The organism is Agromyces albus, from assembly GCF_004134825.1.
GTDB lineage: Bacteria > Actinomycetota > Actinomycetes > Actinomycetales > Microbacteriaceae > Agromyces > Agromyces albus.
In genome coordinates this window covers 36,344-49,194 of record NZ_SDPN01000011.1, presented here as the reverse complement: position 1 = coordinate 49,194, position 12,851 = coordinate 36,344, and the positions used below count along the sequence as shown (strand labels likewise).

General features: G+C 69.0%; 12 protein-coding genes and 1 tRNA gene. 3 read left to right on the top strand and 10 right to left on the bottom strand.

All coding sequences use genetic code 11. The features are described from left to right. Positions 1-4 precede the first annotated feature (4 nt). The 4 genes from ESP51_RS07945 to ESP51_RS07930 all read right to left on the bottom strand — a co-directional run bounded on the left by ESP51_RS07945 (position 5) and on the right by ESP51_RS07930 (position 4,697). Positions 5-550 (bottom strand): FHA domain-containing protein FhaB/FipA, encoded by a 546-nt coding sequence (locus ESP51_RS07945; protein WP_129520364.1) that lies wholly within the window; start codon positions 548-550, stop codon positions 5-7. Next, positions 547-1,296 (bottom strand): FhaA domain-containing protein, encoded by a 750-nt coding sequence (locus ESP51_RS07940; protein WP_129520363.1) that lies wholly within the window; start codon positions 1,294-1,296, stop codon positions 547-549. The genes ESP51_RS07945 and ESP51_RS07940 overlap by 4 nt, the downstream gene beginning before the upstream one ends. A gap of 66 nt (positions 1,297-1,362) precedes the next feature. Next, complete coding sequence (locus tag ESP51_RS07935; protein ID WP_129520362.1) at positions 1,363-3,873, bottom strand: glycoside hydrolase family 65 protein; 2,511 nt, start codon at positions 3,871-3,873, stop codon at positions 1,363-1,365. Further along, a complete protein-coding gene (locus tag ESP51_RS07930) occupies positions 3,870-4,697 on the bottom strand; it encodes an HAD family hydrolase (RefSeq protein ID WP_129520361.1) in 828 nt (275 codons plus the stop codon). Before ESP51_RS07930 ends, ESP51_RS07935 begins: the two co-directional genes overlap by 4 nt. Positions 4,698-4,885: 188 nt before the next feature. Here ESP51_RS07930 and ESP51_RS07925 point away from each other — a divergent pair. After that, positions 4,886-4,972, top strand: a tRNA-Leu gene (locus ESP51_RS07925). Positions 4,973-5,129: 157 nt separating this feature from the next. Here ESP51_RS07925 and ESP51_RS07920 read toward each other — a convergent pair. Together ESP51_RS07920 and ESP51_RS07915 are read right to left on the bottom strand one after the other, a co-directional pair. Further along, positions 5,130-5,627, bottom strand: coding sequence for a DUF305 domain-containing protein (locus ESP51_RS07920; protein ID WP_129520360.1), 498 nt, complete (start codon positions 5,625-5,627; stop codon positions 5,130-5,132). Positions 5,628-5,803: 176 nt separating this feature from the next. After that, a complete protein-coding gene (locus ESP51_RS07915) occupies positions 5,804-8,104 on the bottom strand; it encodes a heavy metal translocating P-type ATPase (protein ID WP_129520359.1) in 2,301 nt (766 codons plus the stop codon). 171 nt (positions 8,105-8,275) lie between these two features. Here ESP51_RS07915 and ESP51_RS07910 point away from each other — a divergent pair, with 171 nt between their 5' ends. After that, the gene (locus tag ESP51_RS07910) at positions 8,276-8,578 is read left to right on the top strand and encodes a metal-sensitive transcriptional regulator (protein ID WP_129520358.1); all 303 of its coding nucleotides are present in this window, start codon (positions 8,276-8,278) and stop codon (positions 8,576-8,578) included. Between the two features lie 3 nt (positions 8,579-8,581). On the opposite strand, the gene ESP51_RS07905 is transcribed toward ESP51_RS07910, so the two are convergent. Further along, entirely contained in the window at positions 8,582-9,628 is a 1,047-nt protein-coding gene (locus ESP51_RS07905; protein WP_129520357.1) for an SDR family NAD(P)-dependent oxidoreductase, read from the bottom strand. Positions 9,629-9,755: 127 nt separating this feature from the next. Between ESP51_RS07905 and ESP51_RS07900 the strand changes: the two genes are divergently transcribed. Beyond that, positions 9,756-10,313, top strand: a complete 558-nt coding sequence (locus ESP51_RS07900) for a TetR/AcrR family transcriptional regulator (RefSeq protein WP_277871070.1) — start codon at positions 9,756-9,758, stop codon at positions 10,311-10,313. Positions 10,314-10,326: 13 nt separating this feature from the next. Here ESP51_RS07900 and ESP51_RS07895 read toward each other — a convergent pair whose 3' ends face one another. Genes ESP51_RS07895 through ESP51_RS07885 form a run of 3 tightly spaced genes read right to left on the bottom strand, consistent with a single transcriptional unit; the run spans position 10,327 to position 12,794 of the window. Further along, on the bottom strand, positions 10,327-10,995 hold the full coding sequence (locus ESP51_RS07895; RefSeq protein ID WP_129520355.1) for an HAD family hydrolase: 669 nt from the start codon (positions 10,993-10,995) through the stop codon (positions 10,327-10,329). 4 nt (positions 10,996-10,999) lie between these two features. Further along, positions 11,000-11,704: an SOS response-associated peptidase gene (locus ESP51_RS07890; protein ID WP_129520354.1), complete on the bottom strand. Its 705-nt coding sequence runs from the start codon at positions 11,702-11,704 to the stop codon at positions 11,000-11,002. 40 nt (positions 11,705-11,744) lie between these two features. After that, on the bottom strand, positions 11,745-12,794 hold the full coding sequence (locus tag ESP51_RS07885) for a zinc-dependent alcohol dehydrogenase (RefSeq protein ID WP_241843052.1): 1,050 nt from the start codon (positions 12,792-12,794) through the stop codon (positions 11,745-11,747). Positions 12,795-12,851: the final 57 nt, after the last annotated feature.

The window sequence follows — 12,851 nt, the reverse complement described above, 5'->3', positions numbered from 1 at the left end:
GGGGCTACCGTCGCAGCTCGAACGTGGTTGCTCCGACCTTCACAGTGGCTCCGAGGGGCACCGGGGTGGGCACCGTCACTCGTGAGCCGCCGAGGAACGTGCCGTTCGTGGAGTCGAGGTCTTGGATCATCCAGCGGCCGTTCCACAGCATGAGCCGCGCGTGGTGGGTGGACGTGTAGTCGTCGCGGATGATGATCGCCGAGTCGCTCGAGCGCCCGATCGTGATCTCGTCACGGCCGAGCGGGAACTCGGCCCCGGCCTTCGCTCCGGAGGTGATGACGAGCCGGGTGGCGTTCTCGGTCGAGGCGAGCTCGCCGGCGCCCGGCCGGCCGGCCGGGGAGGTGACCGCGGGTGTCGGCGGCGGCGTGACCGGCGAGCTCGGGAAGACGGATGCCGCGGCGGCGACCGGTGCGGCGGCGACATCGGGCTGCAGCTTGCGCACCCGCTGGCCGAAGAGGTCGCTGCGCAGGGCGTAGATGATCGCGAAGATGAATACCCAGAGGAGCAGCAGGAAGCCGAGTTGCAGGACGAGGAGGGTCAGTTCGCTCATTCGCCGGGCCCCCAGAACCCGCCCATGTCATGGCGTTCGGTGGCCGGGTCGGTGCGACCGCGGGAGTCGGTGGCCCCCGGCGTCGCTTGCGCGAGCACCCGGAACGTGATGCGGGAGCGCCCGATGGTGATGACCGAATCAGGTTCGAGGATGGCGTCTTTGACGGGTGATCCGTTCAGCTGGGTGCCGTTCGTGGAGCCGAGGTCGCGCACGCGAGCCCGCGTGCCGTCCCACTGCACTTCGGCGTGACGGCGCGAGGCGCCGGAGTCGTCGAGGGTGAGATCGGCCTCGCTGCCCCGCCCGATGACCGTGCGGCCCTTGAGGATCGGATGCCGCTTGCCGTTGACCTCGAGCACGGGCGTCCAGGCGACCTGGCCCTTCACGTTGCGCGAGTCGACCTGCACCATGCCGACGCTGAGGCCGGGGTCGGCCTGCAACGCGATCGAGATGCCGCCCGCGAACTGGAAGCGCTGGCTCGCCGCGTGCTTCTGCACGAGGTCGACGAGCTCGTCGATGAGTGCCGGCCCGAGGCCCGCCATGTTGTCATGATCGGCCGGCGCCATGCGCACGGTGAACGTGTTCGGCACGAGCACGCGGTCGCGCGAGACGACTGCGGCCTTCGTGTCGATCTCGCGTTTCAGTGCTGACGTGATCTCGACGGGCTGCAGTCCCGAGCGAAAGGTCTTCGCGAACGCGCCGTTGACGGCGCGCTCGAGACCCTTCTCGAAGTTGTCCAGTAGGCCCACAGGTCTCCCGATCCGGTTCCGTGACTGTGTGACATGGTAGCCCGAGCGACTGTGAACCAGTTGCGATCAGTCGACAGGGACTGTGGATTCCGCCTCTTCGGAGTCGAGGGACAGGGTCGGGATCGACGCGGTGAGCAGGGTGCCGTCGGCTCGGCGCGAGCCGGTGACGTCGCGCATCGTGGGCGAACCGTAGAGTCGCGGACCCTGGCCGTGCAGCGGCACCGACACCTCGGAGAGGGTCGTGACGACGACCTCGGCACCGCGCACGCGGACGCGGGCCTCCACGCCCTCCTCGACGGCGAACGTGATCGAATCGCCCGTGAGGACGACCCGCAGGCGGGTGCCGCGCAAGGTGATGCGGAACGTCAGCTGCTCCCAGCCATCGGGCAGGCGCGGATCGAAGCTGAAGATGCCGTTGTGGTCGCGGAATCCTCCGAATCCCGACACGAGCGTGCTCCACACGCCGCCGGCCGACGCCACGTGCACGCCGTCGGCGGCGTTGTGGTGGAGATCGGCGAGGTCGACGAAGAGCGCTGAGCGGAAGTAGCGCAGCGCGAGCTCGTGGTAGCCGACCTCGGCGGCGATGATCGACTGCACGACCGCCGAGAGCGTGGAGTCGCCCGTGGTCAGCGGGTCGTAGTACTCGAAGTTGGCGCGTTTCTCTTCGGTCGTGAAGCGGTCGCCCTGCAGGTAGAGCGCGAGCACCACGTCGGCCTGCTTCAACACCTGGAAGCGGTAGATGACGAGCGGGTGGTAGTGCAGGAGCAGCGGCCGGCGGTCTTCGGGGGTGTTCTCGAGGTCCCAGAGCTCCTTCTGGAGGAAGGCCGAGTCCTGCGGATGGATGCCGAGCTGCTGGTCGAACGGGATGTGCATGTGCGCGGCGGCGCGCCGCCAGCTCGCTACCTCGGCAGCGGTGACGCCGAGACGGTCGACGAGCCGGTGATAGCCGATGGGGTCGAGCACCTGCAGGTTGTCGACGGCGGATGCCGCGGCAGCGAGGTTCGAGCGCGCCATGACGTTCGTGTACAGGTTGTCGTTCACGACGGTCGTGTACTCGTCGGGGCCGGTCACGCCGTGGATGTGGAACACGTCGTCGGTGTTGGTGCGCCAGAACCCCAGGTCTTCCCACATTCGAGCGGTCTCGACGAGGATGTCGATGGCTCCGCGGCCCAGGAAGTCCTCGTCGCCCGTGGCCGCCACGTACTGGCACACGGCATAGGAGATGTCGGCGTCGATGTGGTACTGCGCGGTGCCGGCGGCGTAGTACGCCGACGATTCGAGCCCGTTGATCGTGCGCCACGGGAACAGGGCCCCGCGCTGGTTGAGCTCGAGCGCGCGGGCGCGTGCGGAGTCGAGCATCCGTTGCCGGAATCTCAGCACGTTGCGCGCGACGATCGGGGCCGTGTAGCTCAGGAACGGGAGGACGTAGACCTCGCTGTCCCAGAAGTAGTGGCCGCCGTAGCCGGAGCCCGATACGCCCTTCGCCGCGACGCCGCCGCCGTCGGTGCGGGCGGTGGCCTGCGCCAGCTGGAAGAGGTTCCACCTCGTGGCCTGCTGGATCGCCGGCTGGCCCGCGATCTCGACGTCGGAGCGGGCCCAGTAGTCGTCGAGCCAGGCGCGCTGCTGCGCGAAGACCTCACCGACGCCGAGCTCGGCGGCGCGGTCGAGCGTGCGGTCGCACCGGTCGACGAGCTCGCGCGCGGGCACCCGGCGTGCGGTGTGATAGCTGACGGTCTTCGTGATGCGGATCGGCTCGCCCTGCTTGGCATGCACCTTGTAGATGTGCTTTGCGAGGTCGTCTTCGATCGAACCCGACTCGGTGAATGTGTTGTCGGTGGTGATCGAGTGCTCGGCGCCGATCGCGATCGTCATGGCCGAGTTGGTGCACTGGTAGCCGAGCACGTAGCGACCCTCGGCGCGCCGCTTGTGGCGCGGCTGCAGCACGCGCTCGGTGAACTGCTCGGCCTTGCGGGGGTCGAACGCCCCCGCCGCCTCGAGCACACCCGAGCGGTACTCGTCGCGGCCGTCTTGACGGTTGAGGATCTGGCTCGAGATCGTGACCGCGGCATCCGCGTCGAGCATCTCGACCTCGTAGTCGAGCACGGCGAGGTGCCGGTCGGTGAACGAGACCATGCGCCGGCTCGTGATGAGCACGCGCTTGCCCGACGGCGTGCGCCAGATGATCGAACGCGAGAGCGCTCCGAGGCGGAAGTCGAGCCGGCGCTCATAGCTGAGCAGCTCGGCCTCGGTGAGCACGAGCGGCTCGTCGTCGACGTAGAGACGGATGATCTTCGCATCGGGAGCGTTCACGATCGTCTGCCCGACGCGCGCGAAGCCGAACGCCTCCTCGGCGTGACGGATCGGCCACGTCTCGTGGAAGCCGTTCACGAACGTGCCCTGCATGTGCCCGTCGCGACCCTCCTCGACGTTGCCGCGAAGCCCGAGGTAGCCATTGCCGACGGCGAAGAGCGTCTCAGTGCGGCCGAGATCGCCGACGCCGAACTCGGTCTCGACGAGTGCCCACTCGTCGACGGGGAAGCGGCTGCGGTTCAGGGGGTCGTGGTCGGCGAACCTCATTCACGGTCCTCTCGGGGGATAGAGGTGGGGTTTCGGGGGTCGGATGCCGCGGCGGCACGCTCGACCGCGGGGATCAGTTCATCGAGCTCGTCGACGATCACGTCGGCGCCGAGCTCCTCGAGGGCGGCGCGCCCGACACCGCGGTCGACGCCGATCACGATGCCGAACTCTCCCGCCGCGCCCGCCTTCACGCCCGACTCGGCGTCTTCGACGACGGCGCACACGGTGGTCGGCAGGCCGAGCAGCTCGGCGGCGCGCTCGAACGTGTCGGGCTCGGGCTTGCCCGGCAGTCCGTCGCGCACGGCGACGGCGCCGTCGACGACGACGTCGAACCGATGGGCGAGGCCCGCGGCCTCGAGCACCGACGGCGCGTTCTTCGAGCTCGAGACGACGGCGACCTTGTGGCCTGCGCGCTCGACGGCGTCGAGGAACGCGACGCTCCCGGCGTAGGCCGTGACGCCCTCTTCGGCGAGGGTCGCGTTGAAGGCCTCGTTCTTGCGGTTGCCGAAGCCGTGCACGGTATCGGCGGTCGGGGCATCCGTGGGCTCACCCTCGGGCACGCGGATGCCGCGACTCTCGAGGAGGCTCCGAACGCCGTCGTACCGGGGCTTGCCGTCGATGTAGGCGAAGTAGTCGTCGTCGGTGTACGGCGCGACGCCGTGCGCCTCGAGGATCGGCGTGAACAGGCGCGACCACGCGTGCATGTGCACGACGGCGGTCGGCGTGAGCACACCGTCGAGGTCGAAAAGATAGCCGCGGATGCCGGTGAGATCGACGGCAGCGGCGTCTGAGGTGGGGGAGGGGGTCACGGGCGTTCCTTTCATCGTGTCGGCCGGGGCGCCAGAACCCGCGAGACGATGCTATTCCCGAGGACGGGCGAGCGCGAGGCAGAATGCAGACTCGAAGGAATCGCCAAGGGTTCGGCGCGCGGCGCCGGCGCGCCGCTCGAATGGCTTTGGTCGCCCAAGGGTGATAATCTCGCTTGGTTGGCGCGCTTCGGCGCGCTGCACGTGCGCGAGTGGCGGAATTGGCAGACGCGCTGGCTTCAGGTGCCAGTACTCGCAAGGGTGTGGGGGTTCAAGTCCCCCCTCGCGCACCACTTGACATGTCGGCTGGCTCGAATCCGAGCCGGGGCGCGACCTTCATGACGCAAGATCTCAGGCGTTCTCAGTAAGAGGCGTGTGCGGGGCCCTATAAGAAGGAAGGGCCCCAGCTGGAACGCGACGGGTGTGGAGCGCTGCGTACCGCCCGAGTGACTAGAAGTCGGCGAGCAGTTCCTGCATGACGGCGATCTCGTCGGTCTGGGCGGCGATGATGGCGTCGGCGAGCTCTTTCGCCTCGGCGTTCTCGCCGTCGGACACCTCGGCCTCGGCCATCTCGATGGCGCCCTCGTGGTGCACGGTCATGCCCTCGAGGAACAGGCGGGCAGCGTCAGCGCCCGTGGCATCCTCGAGCGCGGCCATCTCCTCGTCGGATAGCAAGCCGCCGTCGTCCATCCCACCCATGGCGCTGTCGTCCTCACCCCACTCGGAGAGCATCTCCCTCATCAGGTCGATCTCGGGCTGCTGGGCGTCCTTGATCTGGGTTGCCAGGTCACGGACCTGCTCATCGATGCCGTCTTTCGCGAGGAGCATCTCACTCATCTCCACGGCCTGTTCGTGGTGCGGGATCATCATCTGGGCGAACATGACATCGGCGCTGTTGAAGGCGGCGTCGGCCGGGGCATCCGAGGCGCTCATGTCCATTCCGGACATGTCTCCTCCTCCTCCTCCTCCTGCGCAGCCGCTCAAGCTGAGAGCGACAGCGGCCGCGGCGGACACGAGGACGAACTTGCGTGTGTTCAGCATCGGTGAGTTCCTTTCGTCGTCGGAATCGATCGAACCGGAGCCGCCGACAGGCATGGCGAATGCACGCCCCAGTCGGCAGTGGTTCAGGTGGAGGCGATCGCGACCTCGCCGCGGCGCTGACGGAGGGACTGCGCGCCGGCCGTGTCGGGGGCACCGCGGAAGCGGCGCAGCCGGAGGCTGTTGCTCACCACGAACACCGATGACAGCGCCATCGCCGCGCCCGCGACGAGCGGATTCAGCATGCCGAGCATCGCCAACGGGATGGCCGCGACGTTGTACGCGAACGCCCAGAAGAGGTTCGCCTTGATGGTCGCGAGCGTTCGCCGGGAGAGGCGGATCGCGTCGACGACGGCGACCAGCTCGCTGCGCACGAGGGTCAGGTCGCTCGCTTCGATCGCGACATCCGTGCCGGTTCCCATTGCGATGCCGAGGTCTGCCGTCGCGAGGGCGACGGCGTCGTTCACTCCGTCGCCGACCATGGCGACGACGCGGCCACCCTGCTGCAGTGTGCGCACCACGTCGGCCTTCTCGGCGGGCAGCACTTCAGCGCGCACGTCGTCGATGCCCACCTCTGCCGCGACCGCGCGAGCTGCCCGCTCGTTGTCGCCGGTGAGGAGGATCGGGTTCAGCCCCAGCGCCCTGAGCTGTGCCACGGCCGCGGCACTCGTGACCTTCACCGTGTCGGAGACCGCAAGGATGCCTCGAGCCCGACCGTCCCAGGCGACCGCGACGACGGTGCCGCCGGCCATCTCGAGCGACGCCTGCTGATCGGCGAGGTCGGTCGGAAGCGTGACTTCCCACTTGGCGGAGAGCCACGAGGGGCGGCCGACGAGCACGAGGTGCCCGTCGACGACGGCCTGCACGCCGAGTCCCCGCTCGGAGGTGAACGACTCCAACGCCGGCAAGGGCTCGCCGCCCTCACGGGCAGCGGCAGCGATCGCCGCGCCGATCGGATGCTCGGAGCCGGTCTCGGCTGCACCGGCGAGCCACAGCACCTCGGAGGCATCCTCGCCCGGGGCCGGCATGACGGCAGTGAGGCTCATCTTGCCGGTCGTCACGGTTCCCGTCTTGTCGAGCACGATCGTGTCGACGCGGCGGGTCGACTCGAGGATCTGCGGACCCTTGATCAGGATGCCGAGCTGGGCGCCCCGCCCGGTGCCGACGAGCAGCGCCGTCGGGGTCGCGAGGCCGAGCGCGCACGGGCACGCGATGATGAGCGTCGCGACCGCTGCCGCGAACGCGACCTCGGGGCTCGCGCCGATGAGCAACCACACAGTGAGCGTCGTCAGGGAGAGCCCGATGACGATGGGCACGAACACGGCCGACACGCGGTCGGCGAGCCGCTGCACGTCGGCCTTGCCGGTCTGCGCCTGCTCGACGAGACGAGCCATGACGGCGAGTTCCGTGTCGGCGCCCACTCGCTCGGCGCGCACGATGAGTCGCCCGCCCGCGTTCAGGGTGGCGCCGACGACCTCGTCGCCCGGCCCGACCTCGACGGGAACGGCCTCGCCGGTGAGCATGCTCGCGTCGACGGCGGAGCTGCCCTCGACGACCCTGCCGTCGGTCGCGACCTTCTCGCCGGGGCGAACCACGAAGAGGTCGCCCACCACGAGGTTCGCGGCGGGCACTCGCAGCTCGACGCCGCCGCGGAGCACAGTCGCCTCTTTGGCGCCCATCTCGAGAAGCGCGGTGATGGCGGCGTTGGAACGCCGCTTCGCGCGCGCCTCGAAGTACCGCCCGGCGAGGATGAAGACCGTGACCGCTGCGGCGACCTCGAGGTAGATCTCGTCGGCCCCGCCGCCCGGCTCGCTGAACAGGACGAAGTTCATCGTCATCCCGGCCATCCCAGCCATGCCGAAGAACAACGCGTACAGCGACCAGCCGAGTGCGGCGAGGACGCCCACGCTGATGAGGGTGTCCATCGTCGCCGCGCCGTGCCTGAGGTTCAGCCACGCGGCGCGATGGAACGGCCACGCACCCCAGGCGGCGACAGGGGCGGCGAGGGCGAGGGCGAGCCACTGCCAGTTCGTGAACTGCAGCACCGGGATCATCGACATCGCCACGACCGGGATCGTCAGCGCGATCGAGATGAACAGGCGCCGGCGGAGGGATGCCGCTTCGGCGCCGATCTCGGACCTGGCGCCGGACTCGGTCGATTCGGTTGGCGGGGGCGCCGGCAGCTCGGCGGTGTACCCGGTCGCTTCGACGATCGCGATCGCGTAATCGACGCTGACGCCATCGGGGAGGTGCACGCTCGCCTTCTCGGTCGCGTAGTTCACCATCGCCTCGACCCCTGGCATCCGGTTGAGGCGCTTCTCGATGCGAGCGGCGCAGGACGCGCAGGTCATGCCGCCGACGAGCAGTTCGACCTGCTGGGCGGTCATCGCGACAGGCCGCCGACGAACTCGTGGGTGCCGTTGGTGTCGCGCATCAGTGTGTCCTCACTCGAACTCATCGAAGTATATACCCCCATGGGGTACACTCTTCCTATACCCCACAGGGGTAGTCTGTCAACCGAGGGCAGCGCAGCTCGCACGAGCGGAACGAGGACGCACATGAGCCACACGGCCACCGGCCACCACGGCTACATCAGCGACAAAGACGAGTACTTGCGACGCCTGAGGCGCATCGAGGGCCAGGCGCGCGGGCTGCAGGGCATGGTCTCCGATGAGAAGTACTGCATCGACATCCTCACGCAGGTGTCGGCCATGACCAAGGCGCTCGAGGCCGTCGCGCTCGGCCTGCTGAACGACCACATGACGCACTGCGTGCTCACGGCCGCCCAGGAAGGCGGCGAGGAGGCCGAAGAGAAGCTGCGCGAGGCATCCGAGGCCATCGCCCGGCTCGTTCGATCCTGATCGTCAGGCGGCCGACCAACCGCCGTCGCTCGCGAGCACGACGCCGTTGACGTTCACGCCGTCGTCGCTCAGCAGAAAGGTGATCGAGGCGGCAAGGGCGTCGCTCTCGGCGGCCTCGGGCATCACCGCCATGCCCGTCCGAACGCGCTCAGCGCCGAGCGCCGACGCGAACTTCGCCTCGATGTTCGTGATGGTGGGGCCGGGGGCCACGGCGTTGGTGCGGATGCCGCTCGGGCCGTACATGAAGGCACTGCTCTTGGTGAGCCCGACGACGGCGTGCTTCGAGGCGGTGTACGCGGCGCCTGCCGCAGAGCCGCGCAGCGCCGCCTCGGAGGCGACGTTCACGATCGAACCGTTCGCCCGGGCGAGCATGGTCGGCACGACAGCGCGCATGAGCTTCATGGTGCCGTCGACGTTGATCGCGAACACGCGCTTCCAGACCGCGTCGGAGATCTCGCCGACGGGGGTCATGTCGTCCATGATCCCGGCGACGTTCGCGAGGGCGTCGATGCGGTCGCCGGCGGCCGACAGGATGCGCGCGATCGCGTCGTCGGCGGTGATGTCGGCGGCGACGGGCACGATGTCGGCGTCGGGCAGCTCGGCGACGAACTCGTCGAGGCGCTCCTCCGAGATGTCGACGGCGATCACTCGGCCGCCCTCCCGGGCCACACGCGATGCCGTCGCGCGGCCGATGCCGGAGCCCGCTCCCGTGACGATGACCGTCTTGCCGGTGAAGCGGCCCGAGTCGATGCGTTCGACCCACTCGGGGCGTTCGACCGGGGGCGCGGTGGCGGGTTCGGTGGCGGGTTCCGTGACGGGAACGTCGCCGGCAGCTGCGCGGCGCACGAGCTCGTCGAGCTGTTCCTGGGTGAACGAGCCGCGGCTGAGCTTGACGAGGCGCTTGATCGCGAGCCGGCGCACGGGCCGCATCACCTCGGCGCTCTGTCCGGATTGGGCGAGCAGGTCGCGGAGAATGGGGCCGCCCACGGAGTGGTCGAGCCAAGTGCCGATCGAGGCGTCACCGCTGAGCGGTGCGGGGGAGATGGTCATGCGAGCGTTTCCTTCTTCTTCTCGGGTTCTGTGCGGTTGACGGGGCGTGACGGATGCCTCGGCAGCGTGCCGTGCAGCGAGTCGTGCGTGCTACCGGACACCCTTGTCCGGTAGTACGCTAACACCCGTGTCTGGGAGTCGGAAAGCGAATCGTGGCCCCAGTGCCGGGCCCGAGAACCGGCGCGCGCTCATCGCAGCGGCACGGGAGGTCTTTGCGACCGGGGGCCTCACCGCACCGCTCAGCACCGTGGCACGACGAGCGGGGGTGGGGCAGGGAAGCCTCTACCGGCACTTCCCCGATCGCACGGCGCTCGCCGTGGCCGTCTTCGACGAGAACATCGGCAACCTCGAGGCCATCGTCGACCGTCCCGACACGACGCTCGACGACCTGCTCGACCTCGTGATCGAGCAGGCGCTCGTCTCGACGGCGTTCATCGACATGGTCACCGCCAATCCGCACGATCCACGGGTCGTGCACCTGGGCGAGCGGTTCTACGAGATCGCCGAGCGAGCGCTCGATCGGGAGCGAGCGGCCGGCCGCATCGGTGCCCACGTCGCCACCGACGACCTGCTGCTCGCCGTCTCGATGCTCAGTGGCGTGCTCGCCCGCAGCGACCCCGAGGATCGTCGCGACGTCGCACGGCGAGCGTGGGCGCTCTTCCACGCGGCGTTCGCCCCGCGCTGAGCACGTTCGTCGCTCAGCCGCCGACGATCTCGTCGAGGTTCGCGTGCAGGTCGCCCGGGTCATCGAAGACCGCTCGCGCACCGGCATCCGTGAGCTCGACATCGGGGATGCCGCCCGAGCGGAGCCCGTATGCCGTGACTCCCGCGCGCCCGGCGGCGATCATGTCCCAGGTGGAATCGCCGACGAAGACGGCCTCAGACGGGGCGGCTCCCGCGCGTTGCAACGCGACCCCGATGATGGCCGGATCGGGTTTGGCGGTCTCGACGTCGTCGGCCGACGTGGTGGCATGGATCGCGTCGCCCGCGTCGAGCGCTTCGAGCAACAGCTCGAGCTCGTCGCGGGGCGCCGAAGTGGCGAGCACGACACGGATGCCGCGATCGGCCACTGCCGCGAGCAGCTCTCGAGACCCGTCGAACGGGCGCAGGCGCGACGCGAGGTCGCGGTAGAAGTCGCTGTGGAGGCCCTTCGCCCGCTCGATCCACGCCTCGTCGCGTTCGCCGGCCACCATCGTGATGAGCCGAGCGGAATCCTGCCCGATGGCGCGATGAATGCGCCACGCATCGGCGGCCACTCCGAGCCGCTCGAACGCGTGGTGCCAGGCCTCGACATGCAGGTAGTTGGAGTCGACGAGGGTGCCATCGACGTCGAAGAGAACCGCGCGCGGCCGGCCTGAAGTGCTCACCGGGTCACTCGAGCGGCTCGATGAGCGTGGGGTCTTCGGGGTCGACCGCGCGCGTGTTGTTCACCTTGCGATCGACCTCGTAGTTCGTGATGGTCGAGGCCACCTTCTCGGATTCGGCATTGAGGAGTGCGACCATCTCCTCCTTGCCGTCGTCGTCGAGCTTGACCGGGGCGAGGTATTCGTCCCACGCGTCGCGGTCGAGGAAGACCGGCATGCGGTCGTGCACCTCGCCCGAGGCATCCCGAGCCTCGCGCGTGATGATCGAGGTCGACACCTCCCATTCGTCGCCGACCTTGCGCGCCGTGTAGATGCCGGCCGCGGCGAGCATCGGCTGTGGGCCGTGCAGGAAGAACGCCTGCTTGTTGCCCGGCTCGCCGGTCCACTCGTAGTAGCCGCGCATCGGCACGAGGCATCGGGATGACGCGAATGCACCCTTCCACAGCCCGTTCGTGGCGACGGTCTCGATGCGGGTGTTGAACTGCGGGCGCTTCGACTCCTTCATGAAGGCGGGGTGGAAGTTCCAGACGGCCGGCTCGATCGACCGCACGATCTCGCCCGTCTCCTTGTTCTGGCGCTCGCGCACGATCGGCACCAGCTGGGTGGGGGCAAGCGAGTACTGGGGTCTCCAGTCGCGGTAGTCGTTGCCTTGCGCGACGAACTCCTGGATCATCTCGTCGACTTTGGCGTCGTTCGCGAAGCGTCCGCACATGCCCTCAGTCTGCACCCGACCGCCGACAGGCGCACGTACCTCAGTCGAAGGTCACGACCACCTTGTCGGCCGCGCCGGGCGTCGCCGCGGTCGCGAGCGCCTCCTCGACGTCGTCGAACGAGAACTGGTCGCTGACGATGGCGGCGTACCGTTCCCAGTGCTCGATGATGTCGTTCGTGACCTCGAAGATCTCTGTCGGATAGCCCATCGCCATCACGATCGTGAGCTCCGTCGAGAGGATCGAGCCGAAGTCCACCTCGACGGGCTTCTTGTGCACCGCGACGATGCCGAGCTTCGCGCCGTGCTTGGCGTTCTTCAGGATGGTGTCGATCACGACGGGAGCGCCCGCGGCATCGAGGTAGAGGTCGGTGCCGGGCCGCGACTCGCCTGGGCGCCGCGGCTCGTTGCCGTGCAGCTCGACGAGGCGCGCGACGACGTCTTCCTCAGCCGAGTTGATGACGGCGTCGGCGCCGACCTCGAGTGCGGTCTCGAGGCGGGCGGGGATGAGGTCGACGACGACCACGCTCTCGACGCCGCGGAGCTTGAAGCCGATGGCCGCTCCGAGGCCGATAGGGCCGGCTCCGAACACGACGACCTTGTCGGTGGGCTTCGGCTCGAGGCGATTGACGCCGTGACGGGCGACGGCCATCGGCTCGTTGAGGGCGGCGACCGCGAACGGGATGTGGTCGGGCACGATCGCCACACTCGAGCCGAGCACGGCGTCCTCGATGAGCAGGTAGCTCGCGAGGGCGCCGGTCGCGCCGCCGTTGCCGATGATGCCGCTCGGCGCGACCATCGGGTTGATCACGACATGCGCACCGAGCGGAATGCCGGCGACCTCGGCCCCGACCTCGACGACCTCGCCTGCCGGCTCGTGGCCGAGCGGGGTCTCGCCCTGTCTGGGCGGGATGCCGCCGATCTGCGTATAAAAGGCGTCGGAGCCGCAGATGCCGCAGGCGCGTACCTTCACGAGGATGTCGCGCGGTCCGGCCGTGGGTCGCGGCACCTCGAGCTTCGCCACGGTTCCGGGACCGGTGACGTAGACGGCGTGCATGGTGTCAGTGGGGGAGACGGATGCCTGGGGGCTCATCGTCGGGCGCCTTTCACGGGTGTGGTCGGGGTCGCCGGTGCCGGGGCATCCGTCAAC

Coding starts and splice junctions, on each gene's coding strand:
- ESP51_RS07935 (WP_129520362.1), bottom strand. CDS start 3,873: ATGAGGTTCGCCGACCACGACCCCCTGAACCGCAGCCGCTTCCCCGTC.
- ESP51_RS07920 (WP_129520360.1), bottom strand. CDS start 5,627: ATGTCCGGAATGGACATGAGCGCCTCGGATGCCCCGGCCGACGCCGCC.
- ESP51_RS07905 (WP_129520357.1), bottom strand. CDS start 9,628: ATGACCATCTCCCCCGCACCGCTCAGCGGTGACGCCTCGATCGGCACT.
- ESP51_RS07885 (WP_241843052.1), bottom strand. CDS start 12,794: ATGAGCCCCCAGGCATCCGTCTCCCCCACTGACACCATGCACGCCGTC.
- ESP51_RS07915 (WP_129520359.1), bottom strand. CDS start 8,104: ATGACCGCCCAGCAGGTCGAACTGCTCGTCGGCGGCATGACCTGCGCG.
- ESP51_RS07945 (WP_129520364.1), bottom strand. CDS start 550: ATGAGCGAACTGACCCTCCTCGTCCTGCAACTCGGCTTCCTGCTGCTC.
- ESP51_RS07890 (WP_129520354.1), bottom strand. CDS start 11,704: ATGTGCGGACGCTTCGCGAACGACGCCAAAGTCGACGAGATGATCCAG.
- ESP51_RS07930 (WP_129520361.1), bottom strand. CDS start 4,697: ATGAAAGGAACGCCCGTGACCCCCTCCCCCACCTCAGACGCCGCTGCC.
- ESP51_RS07910 (WP_129520358.1), top strand. CDS start 8,276: ATGAGCCACACGGCCACCGGCCACCACGGCTACATCAGCGACAAAGAC.